Origin of the sequence: Methylorubrum sp. B1-46 (assembly GCF_021117295.1) — a bacterium.
In the GTDB taxonomy this organism is placed as follows: domain Bacteria; phylum Pseudomonadota; class Alphaproteobacteria; order Rhizobiales; family Beijerinckiaceae; genus Methylobacterium.
Genome location: NZ_CP088247.1, coordinates 2,602,012 through 2,621,315, shown reverse-complemented (window position 1 = coordinate 2,621,315; position 19,304 = coordinate 2,602,012). Strand labels below are relative to the sequence as shown.

Below are 19,304 nucleotides of genomic sequence, written 5' to 3'. Positions count from 1 at the left end.
CCGCGATCGTGCTGTTCTCGAGTTTGGCCTCGACCGTCGGTTTCACATCGACCTTGGCGACGGAGCCGCCGGCCGCGAGCGCCAGCAAGCCGCCGGCCACGGAGATCCCGAGCACCTGCGAATCGACCGAGGTCGTATCGCTGGCCTGAACGGAGACGTCGCCCGCGGCGGTGACCTTGCTGTCGAAGATGCCGGCGCTTGTCTTGCTGGTGACGGTGTCGCCGGTGCCGGCGCCGCCGCCGGCGATGGCCACGCCGAAGGGCGAGGCGTTCGCGGCCATGGCCCCCGCGCGGGAGCGGCTCGTCAGGCTCGCATTCTCGCTCGCGGTGACGTTGACCGCGCCGCTGACCGCGAGGCCGTTCGCGCCGCCGAGATTCCGGATGGCGGCCGTGACGCTGTTGGCGATCACGTTGTCCGCCGCCGCGACGGCGAGGGAGAAGGACGCGCCGCCGAAGAAGCCGAAGGCGGCCGCGACCGACGCCGCGCCGGTCTCGACGGAGAGGGCGGAGCTGTCGCGCGCGGCGACCGTCACGGCACCCGCCTTGATCTTGTCGCCCGCTCCGTCACCGTCGATCGAGGCGGTGATCGTTGCGCCGATCCGGTTATGGGCACCGGCGCCCGCGCCGGCAGCGCTGAGGGCGATGGCACCACCGGAGAGGGCGACCGAGCCGGCCGCGACGTTGGCCCGGATCGTTTGGCCGGAATCGGCCGTGACGGAGAGTGGGCCGCCCGCCTCGATCGTGGTGTCCTTAGACAGGGCCTCGACGACCATATCGGCCGACTTGGTCGTCTTGTCCCGGCCGTCGACCTTCTGCGTGATCGCGCTGCCGATGAGGTTGACGGCCACACCGGTGCCGATGCTGGCCCCGACCGCGGTGCCGCCGATGCTGGCGCCGGCCGCAAGCGCCGCGACCTCGGCCTCGATCCGGCTGTTGTTGGCGGCCGTGACCGCGACCGCGCCGGCCGGGTTTTCGACCGTCTTCAGTCGGGCATTGGTGACCTGCGCGCGGGTCGTGCCGCCGATCATGTTGGTCGCGACGGCACCGCCGCCTGCCACCGAGACGGCCACGCCACCGCCGGAGAGCGCCACGGCGGCCGCGGCGACGCGGGCGCGGATGCTCGCGCCTTCAACGGCGCTCGTGGCGGGGTCGTCGGCCGGGACCTGTGCCGAGACCCGGATCGCGCCCGTGCGCGTCGTCACGGAGGCACCGTCGATCCCGGCGGTGACGGCGTTGTTGATCACGTTCAGGGCCGTGGCGACACTGATCGAGGGCGCGACGCCGACAGCGCCGCCGGCGGCCGCGACGGCGGCTGCGCCGACATCGACGCTGATGGCGGACCGATTGGTGGCGAGCACGGTCACGTCGGCGGCGCTCACGCTCGTCGCGGCGCCGGTGATCGCCGCGTTCGTGGCGAAGCTGATCGCGTTGCCCGAATAGCTGCCGGAGCCGGCGACGCCCACGGCCACCGCGGCCCCCGTGACCACGACCGAGGCGGCCGCGACGGTCGCGTCGACGGTGCCGGCCGAGGTCGCCGTCACCGAGACGGTGCCCTGCGCGTCCGCCACCGTGTCGGCGATGAGCGCCTCCACCTTGGCGCCGCCATCGGAAACGAGGGACGGCTGGTCGAGCCGCTTTCCGTCGGCATCGACGGTCTTCCACTTGCCGATGATGTTCTGCGCGCCGGAGAGACCGATCGCCACCGGAACGCTGGCGATCCCCGCGCCGCCGCCACCGGCAGACAGGGCGACCACCGTGGCCTTGATATCCTGACGGCTCGTCGCGGCCACGCGCAGGCCCGCGCCGCTCGTCACCTTGTTGAGCGCCGTCTGCTCCTTGGCCTTCTCGATCGCCGCGCGGGTGCTCGTGGTGATGATGTTGAGTGCGCCGGCGCCGCCGCCGGCGACCTGCACATTGGCGATGCCGGCCCCGCCGACGCTGACGGAGGCCGCGGTCGCGATCGCCTCGATCGTGCCGCCGCTCTCGGCCTCGACCGAGAGGTCGCCGGAGGTCGTGGTGATGCCGGTATCCGCGTTGCGGATCGCTGCCTCGATCACGTTGCCGATGATGTTGTTGGCCTGCGAGACCGAGACGGTGACCCCGACGCTCGCCACGCCCGCGCCGCTGCCGGCGATGCCGGACGAACCGACGACGGCCGTGATCGCGGAGGTATCCTTCGCCGAGAGCGCGATCTGCGACGCGCGGACACCGGAAGCGCCGTCACCGTCGATGAAGGCACGGGTCGCGACACCGATGAGGTTGGTCGAGCCGACACCGGCCCCCGCGACGCTGACGCCCGCCGCGCCGCCGCCCTGGATCGACGCCGAGACCGCCGCGACGGCCGACCGGATCGTCTGGTTCGAGGTGGCGGTCACGTCGAGCGCGCTGTCCGAATCGACGCTCGAATTTCTGAGATAGGCCTGGATCGGCGCAGTGCTCTGGAGCGCGACATCGCGCTTGTCGCCCGTGCGCGTGATGTCCCAGTTGCCGATCCGGTTCTCGGCACCGCCGACGCCGACCGAGACGCCGACACCGGCCGCACCGCCGCCACCGGCCGCCGCCGCCGCCGCGGTGATCAGGGCCTGGATGTCGGAGGTGGATTCCGCCGTGACCGCCGACTGGCCGCCGCGCACCGTCAGTTTGCTGTCGGCGACGAAGGCGTCGGTCCCCATCGTGATGACGTTCAGCGCGCCCGCGCCGCCGCCGCTCACCGAAACGCCCGCCGCGCCGCCGCCGCCGATCGAGACGGCCGCCGCTGCCGAAGCCGCCCGGATGCGCGCGGCATTGCGCGCGCCGACCGCGACACCACCGTTGCGCGTGGTCAGTCCGCTATCGACATTCGCGATCGAGGCCTGGACTCCGCCCGCGATGCTGTTGATCGCCAGGGCGAAGCCGACCGCCACGCCGACGCCGGCCGCACCGCCGCCCGCGCCGGAGAGCGAGGCGGCTCCCGTGACCGCCGAGATCTCGGCCGTGTTCGCGGCGGAGACCGTGACGCTGCCGGCCTTGATGCCGGCGCCCGTGCCGGTTCCGTCGCCATCGATCGTGGCCGAGGTCACGACGCCGATCGCATTGGCCGTGACCGAGCCGGCCGCGCTTCCCGAGACGCCGGCGGCACCGCCACCCTGGATCGCGGCAGCAGCCGCGATCACCGTCGCGGAGATCTTCTGGCTCGCCGTCGCCTGAACCGTGAGCGCAGCGGCGATGTCGAGGATCGCGTTCTTCACCGCAGCCTGGACGGCCACGGCGCCATGGTCGTTGAGCGTGTCGGTTCGGTCCGCATTCGCGCCCGTGCTCAGCCACTCGCCGATCCGGTTCTCGGCACCGCTGACGCCCAGCGCAACACCGACGCCGGCCGCGCCGCCGCCGCCGCCGGAGGCGGAAAGCGACGAGATGATCGCCGTGATCTCGGAGGATCCGGTCGCGATCACCGTGAGGCCACCGCTGCCCGCGGTGGTGATCCGGCTGGCATCCACCGTGGCGTTCACCGAGCCGAGGATGCGGTTCGAGGCGAAGGCACCGCCGCCGGAGACACCGACGCCGGCCGCGCCGCCGCCCGCGAGGCTGATCGCCGCCGCCGCCGCCGCGGCGGAGATGCGGCCCGCCCGCGTGGCGCTCACCGCGACGCCGGCCGCGCCGGTCGTGCGCAGGAGGGTATCGGCGTTGACGATCTTCGCCTCGACGCTGCCGGCGATGCTGTTGAGCGCCAGTGTGAAGCCGACCGCCACCGAGACGCCGGCGGACCCGCCGCCGGATCCGGCGAGAGACGCGGAGCCGGCAAAAGCCTCGATCGCGGAATTGTCCGCCGCGCGCACCGTGACGCTGCCGGCCTCGATGCCCGTCGCCCCGTCACCATCGATGACGGCGCGGGTCGCGATCGCGATCGCGTTGGTGACCGTGACGCCAGCCGCCGAGACGCCAACGCCGGCCGAGCCGCCGCCGCCGATCGAGGCCGCCGCAGCGGCGACCTGGGCCTTGATGGTCTGCGCGGAGGTCGCACCGACGGTGAGCGCGCCGCCGGTCTTGACGCTGCTGCCGCTCAGCACGGCCTCGACGACGGAGGTCTGGTCGGCCGCCGCCGTATCGACGCGGTCGCGCCCCCTGCCGGACGAGGTCCAGTCGCCGATCCGGTTCGCCGCCACCGAGACGCCGATGGCGACGCCGACACCGGCCGAGCCACCTCCGGCGGCGGCCACCGACGCCGCCGCCACGAGGGCGGAGATGGTCGAGTTGGCGGCGGCGGTGACGGTGACGCTGCCGCTTTGGCTGATCTGGCTCGAGGTCACGGCGGCGCGGGTGACCGGCCGGATCGAATTGAAGGCGAGCGCGCCGCCGCCCGCGACGGCGACGCCGGCGGTACCGCCGCCACCGATGCTGACGGCCGCAGCCGCCGTGACGGTCTCGATCTCGGCCTTGCTGAGGGCATCGACCAGAACCGCGCCGAGGCCGGTATTGATGCCGTCCCCGACGTTGCCGATGCCGGCCTTGACGGCGGCGTCGATGGTGTTGAGCGCCAGCGCGAAGCCGATCGACACCGCGACGCCGTTCGTGCCGCCGAAAGCGGCGCTGACGGCGGCGGAGAGGGCGGCGGCCTTGATCTTCGAGGTATCGGCGGCCTTCACCGAGACGGCGCCGGCCTGGATCGCATTGCTCCCGACGGCGCTGTTGGCGACACCGTTGCCCTCGATGAAGGCCTGGGTGGTCACACCGATGGCGTTGACGACGGTGGTGGCGCCGCCGCTGACGCCGACGGCGTTCGAACCGGCCCCGGCAAGGCCGGCCGACAGAGCGACGATGATGGCGTTGATCTCGTTCGCCGACGTCGCCTCGACGCTCAGCGCGCCCTTCGCGTTGACGCCGACGCGGGTCAGAGACGCCTCGACCACGGTGCCGCCCTTGTCGTTCAGGGCGTAGCTGGTCGTGTCCTCGCTGCCGGACTGGGACCAGAGACCGATGCGGTTCTCGGCAATGGCCGCGCCGATGCCGACGGCGACGGCGTTGTTGCCGCCGACGCCCATGGCCAGGGAGGCCGCCGCGATCGCGGCGTTGATCCGAGCGGAAGCTTCGGCCCGGACGCTCACGGCGCCCCCGGTGCCGGTGGTGACGAGACGGCTCTCGGCAGCCTGCGCCCGCGTGCTCGTGGTGATGACGTTGCGGGCGTAGGTCACCGCCGCGCTGATGGGAACGGCATTCGAGCCGGACCCGGCCACGGCGATCGCGGCCGAAGCCGCATTCGCCGTGATCACGCCCGCCGATTTCGCCGAGATCACGATCGCGTCGACGGTCTGAAGGCCGTGATCGACCCCGGTCACGGTGGCCGAGATGTCGTTGGCGATGGTGTTGAGCGCGATGCTGCCGCCGACGGCGATCGAGACGGCGTTGTCCGAGGCAGCGGCGAGCGCGAGGCTGGCCGACAGGGCCCGAACCGTCACCTCCGAGATGTCCTGCGCCGCGATCGTGGCGCTCGCAGCCTGGATTCCGGGCGTGGCGCCGGTTCCGTCGCCGTTGATCGACGCAAGCGTCGCCAGGCCGATGCTGTTCATGGCGAACGTGCCGCCGATGCTCACCGCAACGGACTTGCCGGCGGACCCCGTGGCACCGGCCGCGATCGCGGCGATGTTCGCCGTGATCGTGTTGTCGCTCGTGGCGGTCACGGACAGCGCACCGGTCGCCTTGACCGTGGTGTTCGTGAGGGAGGCCAAGACCCCGGCGCGTCCGCCGAGGACCGGCGCCTGGTTCAGGGTGTGATGATCGGCATCGTACGCATTCCAGCGCCCGATCTCGTTGTAGGCGATGGCAACGCCCAGTGCGCCCGCGCCGCCGCTGTCGGAGCCGCCGCCCACCGCGAGCGCGGCGCTGAGGATGTTCGACGTGATCGTGGCCGTGCTTCCAGCCTCGACGGCAACGGCGCCCTGCGCATCGATCGCGGCATTCGTGGCCGAGGCCGTGGTGGTGCTGTCGATCTGGTTCACCGCCGCGACGCCGGCTCCGGTGACGCCGAGGCCCTTCTCGCCGCCGACGCCGACCGCGATGCTGGCCGCCGCGGCCTTGGTGCTGATCGTCCCCGTGCGCGTGGCCGCAATCGTGACGCCGCCCGTAAGCGTTCTCACCGTGGCATCCGAGATGCCAGCGCTGACACTGCCCGAGATCGCGTTGAGGGCAAGGCTCGCCGCGAGGGCGACGGTGAACGACTCCTTCGAACCGAATGCGGCGGCGATCGAAGCCGCCCCCACGGCCGCGGAGATGGTCGAGCTGTTGTCGGCCCGCACCGTGACAGCGCCGGCCTCGATCGCGACGGCACCGAGGATCTGCGCCGTGGTGGCGATGTCGATGACGTTGCGGGCGACGGAGCCGCCCAGATTCACCGATGTGGCCGAATCGGATCCGCTCGCGCTGACGCCGACGGAGACGGCGACCGTGGTGGCGTCGATCGTCTGGTTGGACGTTGCGGCAACCCGGACGGCCCCCACCGCCCGGACGGGCGTGCCGGAGATCGTGGCGCGCACGGCAGCGCCGGCGGCGATCACGTTGTTCGAAACAGAGGCGCCGACGCCGATACCGGCCGCCGCGCCCTGCGCCGAGCCATTGGCGGCGATCGACAGAGCGCCGGTCAGCGCCGCGATCTTGGCCGTGTCGCTTGCCAGGACTTCGAGGCTGCCCGCCTTGGAGGCGGCATCCGTCCCATCCCCGACCTTCGAATCGGCGAGTTCGGCAACGGTCGAGCCGCCGACCGTGTTGAGCGCGACGGCACCGCCGCCGGAAACGCCAAAGCCCTTGCCCTGACCGGACAAAGCCGCATCGACCGAGGCCGCAAACGTCTGCGCGAAGATCTCCGCGCTGCGGCTCGCCGAAAGCTTCACCGCACCAGGGGTCGAGAGATCGGCGACCTGGACGATCCGAGCCGTGACGTCGCTGCTGATCTCGTTATTCGCCAGCGCCGCACCGATGGCGACGCTCGGCTTCGCGTCCGAGCCGCTGGACTTGCCGCTCAGGTTCGCCGACACGGCGAGGGCGACGGAGGTCGCCTTGATGCTCGAGCTGTCGGTCGCCGAGACCGTGATGCCCTCCGCACCCGACTTCACCGCATCGTTCGTGCCGGTGCTGCCGTCGATCACGGCGGTCGTGGCCGTGATGATCTTGTTGCCGACGTAGAGCCCGCCGCCGGCGCCGACGACGTTGCCGCCGGCACCTGTTGACGTATCTCCGCCCGTAGAGGCTCCGACGGCCACGGCCGCTGCCACGGTCCTCGCCGTGATGGAAGCCTGGGAGGTCGCCTCGACCAGAACCCTGCGGCCCGCTGTCAGGCGCGTGCCCGTCACGCCGGCCCGGACGTCCGAGGACCGGGCGATGCCCTCCTTGAAGTTCGCGCCGACCGGCAGGCCTGTGCCGTAGAAGCCGATCATGTTGAAGGCGAGCGTCACGCCGATGGCGACCGCGTCCGACTTGCCCTTGCCGATGGCCACAGCCACCGCGGCAGCCTGGACTTCCGCCTCGATCTTGGAGGCGCTGTCGGCCGAGACGGTGATGTTGCCCTGTCCGCCCTCGCCATTCGCATCGGGAGCGCGGTTGCCGTTCGCACTGATCGTGGCGGTCTTGGTGCTGGCGATGCGGGCCTGGGCGCCCCCGAGGATGGTGTTCAAGCCGAGCGCGCCGCCGCCGGCGAAGCTGAAATTCTTCCCCCCCTCGGTGCTGATCAGCACCGCGATCGCCGTGGCCGTCGCCTTGGCATTGATCTCCGCGCCGCTCCTGGCGATCACGCGCACGTCGCCCGCGCTCGCGGTCACCTCGCCGACCTCGTCGATACCGGCGAGCAAGGTCTCGTCGACGATGGTGTTGCGGGCGATATTGAGAGCAACCGAGACGCTGTGGGCCGTCTGCGCCGGTGTCTGGCCGCCGGACGAGCCTCCTCCGGTGGAGCCGCCTCCGGTCGAGTCGGGCGTTGCCGGCTGCGTCGACGGCATCCGGTAGGCCACCGAGGTCACGGGTGCCGTGACGACGGCGTCGATCTTCGACGTGCTGAGGGCGCTGACCGTGACGCCGGCCGCCTTGACGCTGTCCATGTTCGACAGGGTCGCCGAGGTGGACAGGCGCGCGAAGTTCAGGCCGACCACGGCCCCGACGCTGGTGACGTTCGACCCGACCGTGGTGACGGCGTTCTTGATCTCGGCCTTGATCTTCGCATCCGACTGCGCGGCGACCTTGACTTGGCCGGTCGCGTTGATCGGCTTGCCCGAAATCGAGGCCGTGGCCGAGAAGGCGTTGACACCCTGGATGATGCTGCCGAGATCGGTGCCGGTGATCGCGTCGGAGAGATCGAACAGGACGTTCTGGCTCGGCGTGCCGATCTTGTTGAAGGCCGCGGTGACGCCGACGGCAACTTCCGCGGATTCCACGATGCTGCTGACCGTCGCGGTAATCGTGCCGGTATTCGCGGCCTCGACCGTGACGTTGCCCACGGTCCCGCCGCTCCCGGCATCCCCGAGCCTGGAGCCGACAACGGTGGCGGTGCTGGAACCGGTGACGACGTTGGCCGCGATCACCGCGCCGACGGCGATGGCTCCCTTCTCTCCTGGCTTGGTACCAGGCTTCAGCTTGGACTCGACCTTGCTCGTGACCGAAGCCTCGATCGTGCCCGTCTGCCCTGCGGCGACGGTCACGTCACCGGCGCGCGTCACGGTCATGTTCTTGAGGCTGGCCTCGGCCGTCGAGCGCACGTCGTTCGAGACGAGGATGCCGCTGACGGCGACCGCGTAGGGCTTCGCCGCCGCGGTGTCCGAGGCCGAGGGTGCGCCTTCCGCCGGCTTGGTGCTGGACGGGCTGGCATCCTTGCTGTCGGCGAGGTTCAGGACACCCGGGGGCAGGAACTTGAGGAACTCGCGGGCATTGTTGAGCCGCCACTTGGTTCCGTCGGTAAACACAGCGTCTGCGAGCTGAATTTTCGCGCTGTCACCGATATAAACGTAGACCTTATCGTCGCCATTTTCCTTGTTGTAGACGAGATCGCCGAACTTGAGATTCTGCTCGCCCGACTTCTTCGTGTAGTCGTAATTCGCGAGGATTTTTTCGGCAAAATCTTCCAAGACGCTCGGCTTCGTCAGGCTCGCGAGGGCGGAAAGCCTGTTCGCCGAGGTGATCGAGCCCGCGCTGTCCGCCCGGATGGTGAGCGCGCCGCCCGCATCGATGGATTTGCCGGAAGCGGAGTCGATCGTCGCGAGCGCGCGGGTGTTCACCATGTTGCCGGTGAGCACGAAGCCGAGTGCGACGGCGCTGGCATCCTTCAGGACGTTGCCGGACGCGCTCGACTTGTTGCTGACGACGGCGTTGATTCCGGCATTCGCCGTCGCCTCGACCAGAACCGCACCGGTCCCGGCCGTGGTCACGTCGGTGTTCAGGATCTGTGCACGGGCGCCGGCCGGAGTGGCGTCGTTTTGAAAGGCTCCGCCGATCAGCGGCTGACCGGTGATCGTGTCCACGGCGCGGAACAGGACGTTCTGGTCCTTCCAGCCAACGGTGTTGAAGGCGAGCGTGAGCGCCACCGCGGCAACGTCGCTCGTAGAACTGGTCTTGTTGGTGGCGTCGATCGTCGCGGTGTTCGAGGCGGTGACGGACACGCCGCCGGCCTTCGTCGTGACCGTGCTGTCGACGATCCTGGCGTCGGCCGAGCCGAGCACGCTGTTGGTGGCGATGATGCCGCCCAATGCGACGCTCTTCGTCTGCGTCTGCGTCCCCGCTGCGGGCGTGCCTGTTGCAGGCGGTGTCCCGGTTCCGGTGCTGGCCGGCGCCGTCTTCTTGTAGGAATCGGCAGACTTGACCGTCGCGGCGCTGTCGGCGGTCGCGGTGATCGTGGCCGTCTCCTGTGCCGCCACCGTGACGGCACCCGTCCCTGTCTTGACCGTCGCCGCCGTGATCGTCGCGGTGGCGCCCCCGTGGACGCTGTTGACCACCACGAGTCCGCCGATGGCGAGCGCAGCCGCGTTCTGCGGCATGGCCGTGGGCTGGGGGTTGTTCGCGGACGGATCGCCGACAGGCAGCGGCGTCGTCGGATCCGTTGTCGCCGGCGCCGGCTGGGTCGGTGTCGCCGTGGTGCCGGGGATGACGAAGCCGTCGGGAATGAAGTTCGAGTCGAGAGCGCGCTTCCAAAGCGTCTTGTCGCTGTAGTCCTGCGCGGCGAGGTCGAGTTTAGCCGCCTCACCCATGTAGATGTAGATTTCGTTCGCGGCGTAAGCACTCGGCTTGGAGGAGATTTTGACCCAGTCCGGCTTGCCGTCCGTCTGGCTGTCGAACCTGATCTTGCTCGGCTGCTGCTTCAGGAGCGTTGCCTGGCCGACATACTTATAGACTGCGCCGCCGGGAACGGCGTTGTTGCCGTTGTCCCAGACCGTGTCGCCGGTCTTGACCGAGATTTCCTTGCCATCGGTCGTCTTGGAGGGCGCCTTGTTGGCACCGTCGGCGTAGTCCTGAGCGATGCGGACACGCGCGCCGAAGGTGACGTCCTGCGGGTTTGCCGTCTTCTTCACCTGACCGAACGCGGTCAGGTCGAGAATGCCGATCACGTCGGTGCTGAGACCGAACGGCGCGAGAAAGGCGTTGAGCTTGTCCCGCAGTTCCTCGATCTGGGCCACGGCCTCGCGGTTGGCGCGCATGATGCTGACCTGGCGGCCGATCATCTCGCCGACGGTCTGCTTCGCTTCGTCGGTGCTCGCGCGCAGGGCGGCATCGTCGATCAGCCCGAGGAACGCGGCCTCCGCCGCGTACGTGTAGGCCGTGTCGCGGGCGGCGTCGGCGACCGCGTTGTTGAGGACAGTGCCCTTCGTCTCGTTGCGCAGCTTCAGCGCCGCGTCGATGAGGTTCTTCTTGAGGTCGGTCCGGTTGTCGGCCGGCACGTTCTTGGCGGCCGCATCCATCGCATCCGCGAGCGTGGTGTAGACGCTCGTGAGATACGCGCTCGCCTCCGGGCGGCTCTTGAGCATGAGCTGCGCGCTCTCGAGCTGCTGAGCGATCTGGTTCGGCCGAGCCTGCAGATCGAGCACGAGTTGCTTCACCCGCGCGACCTCGGCCCACATCTCGGCTTCGAGCTTGTTGATCTCGGCCGGCAGAAGATCCGCGCGATTCTTGATCAGATTCGACTGAATCGTCGCCGACTGCACCTCGTTCGGGTTGGTCGAGAAGTCGGATGGCAGGAACTTGTTGAGCTTGGCCTGATTCGTCAGCGTACCGCCATCCGTCTTCACGACGGTGGAGCTCGTCACAAGCTGCGCGTTGGAGGCGATCGAAGCGGCATCCGTCGCCGAGACGATCACGGCATCGCCCGCGGTGATATCCCCGGGGGTGCCGCTGTTGACGACGTCGGGGGTGTTGTCGATGCGCGCGGTCGCGCGTCCGCTCACCTTGTTCGACGCGAGGACCACGCCGAAGCCGGTGCCGCCGGATCCCTTCATCGAGTCGGTGGAGGATTGGGCGGCATTGCTGACGGTGGCGTTGATCTTGGTGGTCGAGACGGCCGTGACGGCGATGTCGCCGCCCGCCGTGGCCGTGGATCTGACGATGGTCGCGGTCGCGCCCGAGCCGGTCTCTTTGCCGAAGGCGTCGGAGATCGTCGGCGAGCCGATCAGCGCGTCGACGGTGTTGAACAGCAGGTTCAGGGTCTCGTAGCCCACCGAGTTGAAGGCGAGGGTGACGGCCGCAGACAGGCCGCCCTGGTTGCCGCCCGAGGTCGTCGAGGAGGCCCGCAGGCGCGCATCGATGCCGGCCGTGTTCTCGGCCCGGACCGCGAGATCGCCGCGCACCGCCTCGACCTCGGCGTTCAACACCGAGGCCGTGGCACCGCCGCGCACGACGTTGGTCGCGGCCAGACCGTTGGTGGCGATGACGGCACCGTCGCCGGGCACGGTTCCGGCGGTCCCCGTAGCGGGCTTCGAGGTGAACGAGGCGCCGCCGGAGGCCGTCACCGTGCTGACGAGGGTGGCGGCGATGTTGGCCGCGTCCTTGGCCGAGACCGTGATGTCCGCGTTGGCCGTGACGTCGGCCCGTGTGATGCGGGCAGTGGCCCCACCATTCACCTCGTTGAAGACGATCAGACCGCCGATGGAGGCGGCGGACGAGGCAGGCGTCCGCGCCGTCGTGGGCGGGGTGACGGTAGCGTTTCCTGTCCCGGAGCCGGGCGCCGTCTTCGCCGGAGTCTTGACGTCGGAGACCTTGTCAAGCGCCGGCATCACGGTCTTGGCCGGCGCCGGAATCCAGTTGTCGCTGGTGTAGTCCTCGCCGTGGAGCGTGACGCGGGTGTTGTCCGCCCCGCGCCAGATGTAGATCGTTCCCTTCTCACCCTTCGACAGAGTGTCGTTGCGCGAGAGCAGCACGCCCTGGCCGACCATCATGTCCTGATAGCCGTCCTTGGACGAGTAACGCGCCGCAGGGGCTTTCATGCGGGTGATCGTCACGGTGCCTTCCGGGGTCGTGACGGTCTTCGACTCTAGGTCGTCAGCCGCACCGGGCTGTGTGCCGGACGGGGTGCTCGCGGTGCCGGCTACTGAACTCTTCGACACGGTTGCGCCGTCATCGAGCGCGAACCAGTTGGCCGCGTCGGTATAGTCCTGAGCGGAAAGATCCATCGACCGGCTGGCTGCACCGACGAAGATGAAGACGCGACCGTCGAGGACAGGCTCCTCACCCCTGTTCGTGTCGGTGCTGGTATCATTCGTAACTTTGAAGTTCGATTCGGTCCGGACCCGGTCTCCGGCCTTGATCGTCTTGGTGCCCGACTTCGTCGTGTAGTCGTAGATGTTGCGTGCGATCGAGGCAGCCTTGCTGGCCAGTTGGGCGACGCTGCCCGACACGGCCGAGGACGAGATGATCGTGCTCGACGCGTCGATGCCGGCCAGGTTCGTCGCGGTGACGAAGACGCTGCCTCCGGTCGAGATCACTTTCGAGCGCTGGGGGATGTCCGTATTGACCGGATACGTGTCCGTTTCCTCCGGTCCACCGATATAGGCTTCCGCCCGGGCGCTGACCTTGTTGGAAGCGAGCACGGCACCGGCCGAAATGCCTTGCGCCCCGGTCTGCGCCTTGTGGACGGTCGAGTCGCTGTCGGCTTGCGCCACCTCGCTGCCGGCCACGGCCTTGATCTGCGCACGGCTGTCGGCCGCGACCGTCACATCACGCCTGGCCGTCAAACCCTTGCTCGTGCCGGTGATGAAGGCCGTCGCGCCGGCGGATTGCTCGGCGCCGGTCGCGGTCGCGATCAGAGGATCGCCGACGATCGTATCGACGGCATCGAACAGGACGTTCTGCGTCTTGAAGCCGATGGTGTTGAACGCGAGGGTGAAGCCGAGCGCGACGCTGCCGTCGCCGGCCGTCTTGCCGCGGGCGCTGGCATCGATGTCGGAGGCATTGGTGGCCGTGACGGTGACGGCGCCGCCCGTCAGCTTCGTATCCTTGATGAAGGCGGTGGCGCCGTTGAGCACGGCGTTGGTGACGAGCACGCCGTTGCCCGCATTCCCGCCGCTGATCACGCTCACGTCGAGCGCCTTGATGGCACCGGTCGACTTCGCGGTGACCGAGACGTCGCCCCTGGCCGTGAGCTCGCCGTTCACGATCGATGCCTCGGCTTTGCCCGAGACGTAGTTGCGCGCGATGAGGCCGCCGAGGCCGAGGGAGGAGGTGCCGCCCGGCTCGGGGCGGAGTTTGGCGGCGATCTTGCCCTTCAGCGATTGAGGCCCGACCGGGCTGGGCGTCACATTGGTGGCGTCGAGCTTCTTCCAATAGGCAAAGTTGCTGAAATCGAGCCGTTCGTCGATAGAAGGCACGCCGAGGTCGACGACGAGTTTGAAGTCTTCGCCCATGTACTGGTACACGGCGCCCTTCTCACCCTTGCCGGTCCAGTTGTCGCTGAGGCGAATCTTCTCTCCGAACTTGACGGCCCTCTTTCCCGACGCGGTCGTGTATTTGTACTCGCCAAGCAGGGCTTCCGCGCTCTTGTCGACGCCGCTGATGGAGCCGGTGCTCACGGCCGAAGCGGACGCGCCCACGGTCGTGGTGCTCGCGATCTTGACCGAGTCGGTCGCCGAGACGGTTACGTCGGTTCCGGATACGGAAGTTCCTGTCAGATCGATCGTGGCACGGGCGGCACCGCTCACCCGGTTCGTCGCAACGATACCGGAGACGGCGAGGGCGTTGGCGCTGGCCGCGCGGGCCGCGGCCGTCACCTTGTTGCCGAGCGTGGCGTCGATCACGCCGCTGGATTCGGCGGTGACACGAACCGCCCCCGCCGCTGTCACCGAGGATTTCGTGATCTCGGCAATCGCCTGCTGCGGCGCTCCCTGACCGAGGCTCACGCCGATGAGGGCGTCCAGCGTCGCAAAGGCGAGGTTTTTCAGGTCGAATCCGATGGCGTTGAACGCGAGCTGCACGCCCGCCGCCCGCGCCGTGGTCGTCGGGGGTAGCGCGGTGCCGACCGTCGGGGATTCGTCGCCGGAGGTGGCGGGACCGCTCGACAGGGCCGTCACCTGCGCATCGACGCTGGACGTGATCGCGCCCCCGGTGGTTGCACTCACCGAGACCGCTCCGTCGCCGGCCGTCGTCGTCCTGATCACCGAGCTGTCGATGCGGGCCGTCGCCGTCGAGAGGATGACGTTGGTGGAGATGACGCCGTTGACGGCCAGCGCGCTCGAAGCGGAGGTCTGCGTCCCCTCGGCCTTGCCGCGGTCGAACAGCGAGGTCTGGCCTGGGATCGGACTCGCGGTGCCGGCGCCCGGCTGGCCGTCGGCCTTGCTGCCCTGCTGCTCACGGATAGTGGCGACCGCCTCGACGGTGGCGTCGGCCCGCGCCGTGATCACCGCATTGCGCTCGGCCGTGACGGCGACGCTGCCGGTGATGATCTGCGCGTCACCGGCGATGATGGCCGTGGCACCGCCGCGAATGTCGTTGTGCGAGACGATGCCGCCCATGGCCGTGGCGCCGGAACCCGTCGTCTTGCCGGGCTGGGTCTCGCCGTCCCCGACCCGACGCCAGAAGTCGCGGTCGCTGTAGTTCTCTTTCTTGAGTTCGCGCTCGATGCTGTCAGGGACCTTGTGGTCCGGCCCCATCCACTCGTAGACGGCGCCGCGCTGGCCGATCTTCTGCCACGTCGTCGTGTCGGTGAAATCGACCTTGGTGAGGTCCAGCGACGACGAAGTAGTGAGCGGCTTGTAGCGGTAGTACGTGTTCACCTCGCCCTTGCCGGACGGATGACCGGGACCGACGAGCACGACTTCGTCCGTCGCGACCACCTGCATCTTGGACGGGGTGACCGGCAGCCGGCTGTTGAGCGCATCGCCGAGGCCGAGCGGGACGGCGTTCAGCGTCCGTGCCGCGATCGGCGCGGAGTTGAACGCCTCGGGGAAGTCGAGAAGGATGCGCTTGCCGAGTTTCAGGGTTACTTTTTTGTTCGCCTGATCCGGCTTGGTGTCCACCTGCTTCGCGCGCTGCTTGATGGACGAGAACGTGTTGCTGGCCCCTTCCCGGATGGCGTCGAGCGCGCCGTTGCCGGCTCTGGCGTCGGAGGGGGTCCGCATCAGGTTCGGATCGAGACCGCCATCGCTCGCGGCCTGGCTGGAGGCCACGAGCTTGACGTTGGCATTGATCGTCGCCCGGTCCGTCGCGAGAACTTCGAGCGCGCCGGTGCCGGTCACCTTGGCTGCGGTGGTGTCGTTCCCTACCTTCAGCGCGACGATCTCCGCCGAGGCCGCCCGCGCGACCCGGTTCGTCGAGATGATGCCGCCGAAGCTGGCGGTCGCGGCCTTGGCGACGCCGTTCTGCGTGGCGGCGGAGGCTGGCTTCCTCAGCACGCTCTTCACTTGGTTGATGGCGACGCGCTTGCCCTCGGCGGTAATGTCCTGCAGCAGGGTCTGCTCGGGCGTCTTGTTGGCGATGGTGTTGCTGACGGTCGAATTGATGAGGCCCGCGCTCGTCGCGGTGACCTGCACGCGCCCGCCGGCCTCGACGGTCGCGCCCTCGATCCGGGCCCGGATCGTCTGGGTGGCCGCAGCCGTCAGCAGACCGGTGCCGAGGATGGTATCGATCGAGGCGCTGAGAATCTTCGGGATGATGCTCGACGAGCCCATCCCGTTGAGCGCGTAGCCGATGATGTTGAAGGCCGCGGCGGCTCCCAGGGACGGAACCGTGACACCGAGCTGTCCATCGCGGGAAGCGGTGTCGACGGTGGTGCGGGCCCGTGCATCAATGGTGGAGGTATCGGCGGCGTTGACCACGACGTCGCCGGTCGTGGCCTTCACGTTGCCGCCGGTGATCGTGGCGTCCGTGCTGCCAAGGACGATGTTGACGGCGATGGAGCCCGCCGCACCGAGGATGCTGGCGACTCCGGTCGCTTGCGCCTCGGCCACGAGTTCCAGGCTGTTCTGGGCGACGAGCGTGACGTCGGCGGCGATCGTCTCGCTGTCGATGAGCCTCGCCGTCACATCGCGTTCGGCGAAATTGATGGCCGATCCGCGCCCGATGCCGAGGAACTCGCGGGCCGCCTTCTCTGCCTTCGCCTGCTCCTCCTGCGCCGCTTCCGTCTTCGTCGCGTCGGTGGTGTCCTGCAGCGTGTCCGTGTCCACCGGCTCGGCGATGGCCATGGCGCTGGCGGCATCGATCGCCGTGAGCGACAGGGCGCCCCCGCCGATCGACAGCCGCGAGAGCGTGGCGAGAGCGACGGTGCTGCCCTTCAGGGTGTTCTGCGCCTGGATCGCGCGCGCCTCGACCGTGGTCACGTTGGCGGCGGACGCCCGAAGCGCCGCGGCGGCAATGGAAACCCCGCGCAGCTCGACACGCACGGTGTCATCGACGGTGTTGTTGGCGTAGCCGGTCTTGATCGGCGCAGGCAGCGAGTTGTCGGTCTCCTCGCCGTCCCAACCCTCGCCACCGTCGCCGGCGGACGTCTTTTTGGGGTCTTTGACGTCGTCGACGGACAGCGTCGCGGCGCGGATGCGGGCGATCACCGTTCCGGAATTTCCGGCCTGCAGCGCCACCGCCCCGGCCGCGTCGATGATCTTGGCAGCGTCAGCGGCCGGTTTCGCGAAAGCGGACCCGAGATCGACTCGGGTGACGCGCTTGACATCCTGCTCGGACCAGAGCGCGAAGGGGTTGAGAACGCCCGGCACGTTATCGAGCATGCGGCCGATCACCGGCACCGACACGCCGTCGGTGGCCACCAGCATCGTCCGGGCCTTCGTGTCGTCGGTCGCCTTGAGCAGGACGGCGGTGTCGCTCTCGGCCAACGTGCCGGTGCCGATCTGCTTGACCTGCGCACCGCCATCGAGCGTGACGCGCGTCTCGTTCTCGATCAAGGTCTTCGACTTCTTCATGAAGCCCGATACGAACAGATCCTCGATTGATTTGCCGTCGGTGGATGCGGCCGCGCCGAGAACCTCCCCGAGATCCTGCTCGCCTTTCACGATCGCCGTCAGTGACTCGGCGGTCAGCGTGGCGTCATTTTTGACCTTCTCGAGCCCCGACAGCACGAGACCGATCGCCTTGATGGTGACGTTCGCCTTCGTGTCGGCGGCGAGCTTCACGGTGCCACCATTGATCGCGCCCGTGGCGCCGACGTCGATCGTGGACGTATTCTTCTGCTTCGCCGAGACGCGGTGCAGCTGCGAGGCGAGCGTTGAGGTGAGGGTCGCGGAATTGGTGACGTTCGTGACCAGGGCGGCCTCGCCCGCGGTGTCGATCCGGCCGGCCAGGCGGATCGTCGCGGCCGTGTCCGCCTCGACCGACAGCCTCGCCGTGCCGATGCTCGTCTCGCCGCGGGTGACGGTCGTCGAACTCTCGACCTTGATCGCCACCGACGAGCCGCCGATCACCGCGTCCTCGCTGACGACGACGCCCATCTTGGCGGTGCTTTTGACGGTCGGGTCGCTGCCGGTGAGCGGCAGATCCGGCGTCACCACCGCTCCGAGCGTGAAGGCGACGCTGTCCCTCGCCTTGATCTGAACGCCGTTTGCGACGGTGAGGCTGTTCTCGCCCGCACCGCCATTGAACGTCACCGCGAGCGATCCGGCGAGGGCTTCGAGGTTCTTGTTCAGGTTGATCTTGTCGTCGCCGTCGCCGCCGTCGAAAGTCAAACCGATGTTGCCGGTCCCTGCCTGCAGCGCGGTGTCGAAGACGATGCTGTCGGCGCCCGCTCCGCCCGAGACGGTGAAGGACGGCCCCGACGGCAGCGTCTCCAGACGCAGCGTGTCGTCCCCTTGGCCGAGCAGGACGCCCAGCTTCGTCGAGGGCGCGGTGAAGGCAATCGGCGCGAAGGTCGCCGCCGTGCCATTCGCCGCGCTCGACCGCTCTAGGACGTACCTGTCCGAGTTCGGAGCCGACCGCTTCAACGTTGCGTCGATGCTTGTCGTCAGCGCCGAGAAATCAATCTTGAGGCTGCCCTTGCCGCCCTCGAAGGTACCGTCGAGGATGCCGGTCGATGATCCGGCGATCAGGGTGTCATCGGCTCCCGCCGCACCGATCAGGTTGCCGATGCCGGCGAAGTTGCCCTCGAACTTGCCGGCGTTGATCGAGCCGGTGTTCTTGTTTCCGAGAGTGAAGGTCGCGCCGGCACTGCCTTTGTCGTTGGCGCGGTTGAGAAGCTCGATCGTGTCGCCGTTATCGATCGGGCCGCCATCGTTCGCGGGATCGTTGATGAGCAGCGTCGGCTTTGTGCTGCCGGTCAGCCGCTCGAACGACGCGACGTCGACGACGATGTGATCCTTCTTGTTCGTCCCGGTGATCGTGAAGGCATGGTTCGTCGAGCTGACATCGCCGAAGGTGTGAAGCTGAGCGCCCTTCTTGCCGTCGGTATAGGCGAAGACCTGAACCTGCTGGACCGGGTTCGCCCCCGCCGTCGCAGTGGCACTCGTGTCGATCAGCTCGACGAGCACCTTGTGCTCGGCCGCCTGCGCGTCGAACGATTTGGTGATTTCGTAAGTCGCGGTGCCGTCGAGCAGGACGCGCGGCTCGAGCGGGTCGAAGATCAGCCGGTCGCGGTTGAACAGGCGGTCGGCCTTCGCCTTGAGGTGCAGCACGAGCTGCCGCTTCGACGGTCGCGGCGCGCGCGGCGTCTCCGCGACGGCCAGTCGGGCACGATCGCGGCGGCGGAACAGGGGGCCCCAGAAGCCTTCCGACTTGAACGGAAAAGCCATTGCCGCTCTCTCCAAAACCCGGACGCCGGCGCCCTCGGCGGACGCGCAGCAGACAGCATTGCCCGGCACACGGTGAGGCGGCTGGGGTTGCAAAAGCCGTCATTGAAATCTGGAGCGGCACCCGAAAGGGCGCCGCCCGGACATGCGC

Annotated in this window: 1 protein-coding gene (running past one end of the window); it reads right to left on the bottom strand. The window is 68.9% G+C overall.

What is annotated here, in order from left to right:
• Window positions 1-19,156, bottom strand: partial view of an S-layer family protein gene (locus tag LPC10_RS12185; RefSeq protein ID WP_231346899.1) — the 5' end (the start) only. 27,056 nt of this gene lie to the left of the window's left edge; 19,156 of the gene's 46,212 nt are visible here — the first part of the coding sequence; it begins with the start codon at window positions 19,154-19,156; the stop codon falls past the left edge of the window.
• Window positions 19,157-19,304: the final 148 nt, after the last annotated feature.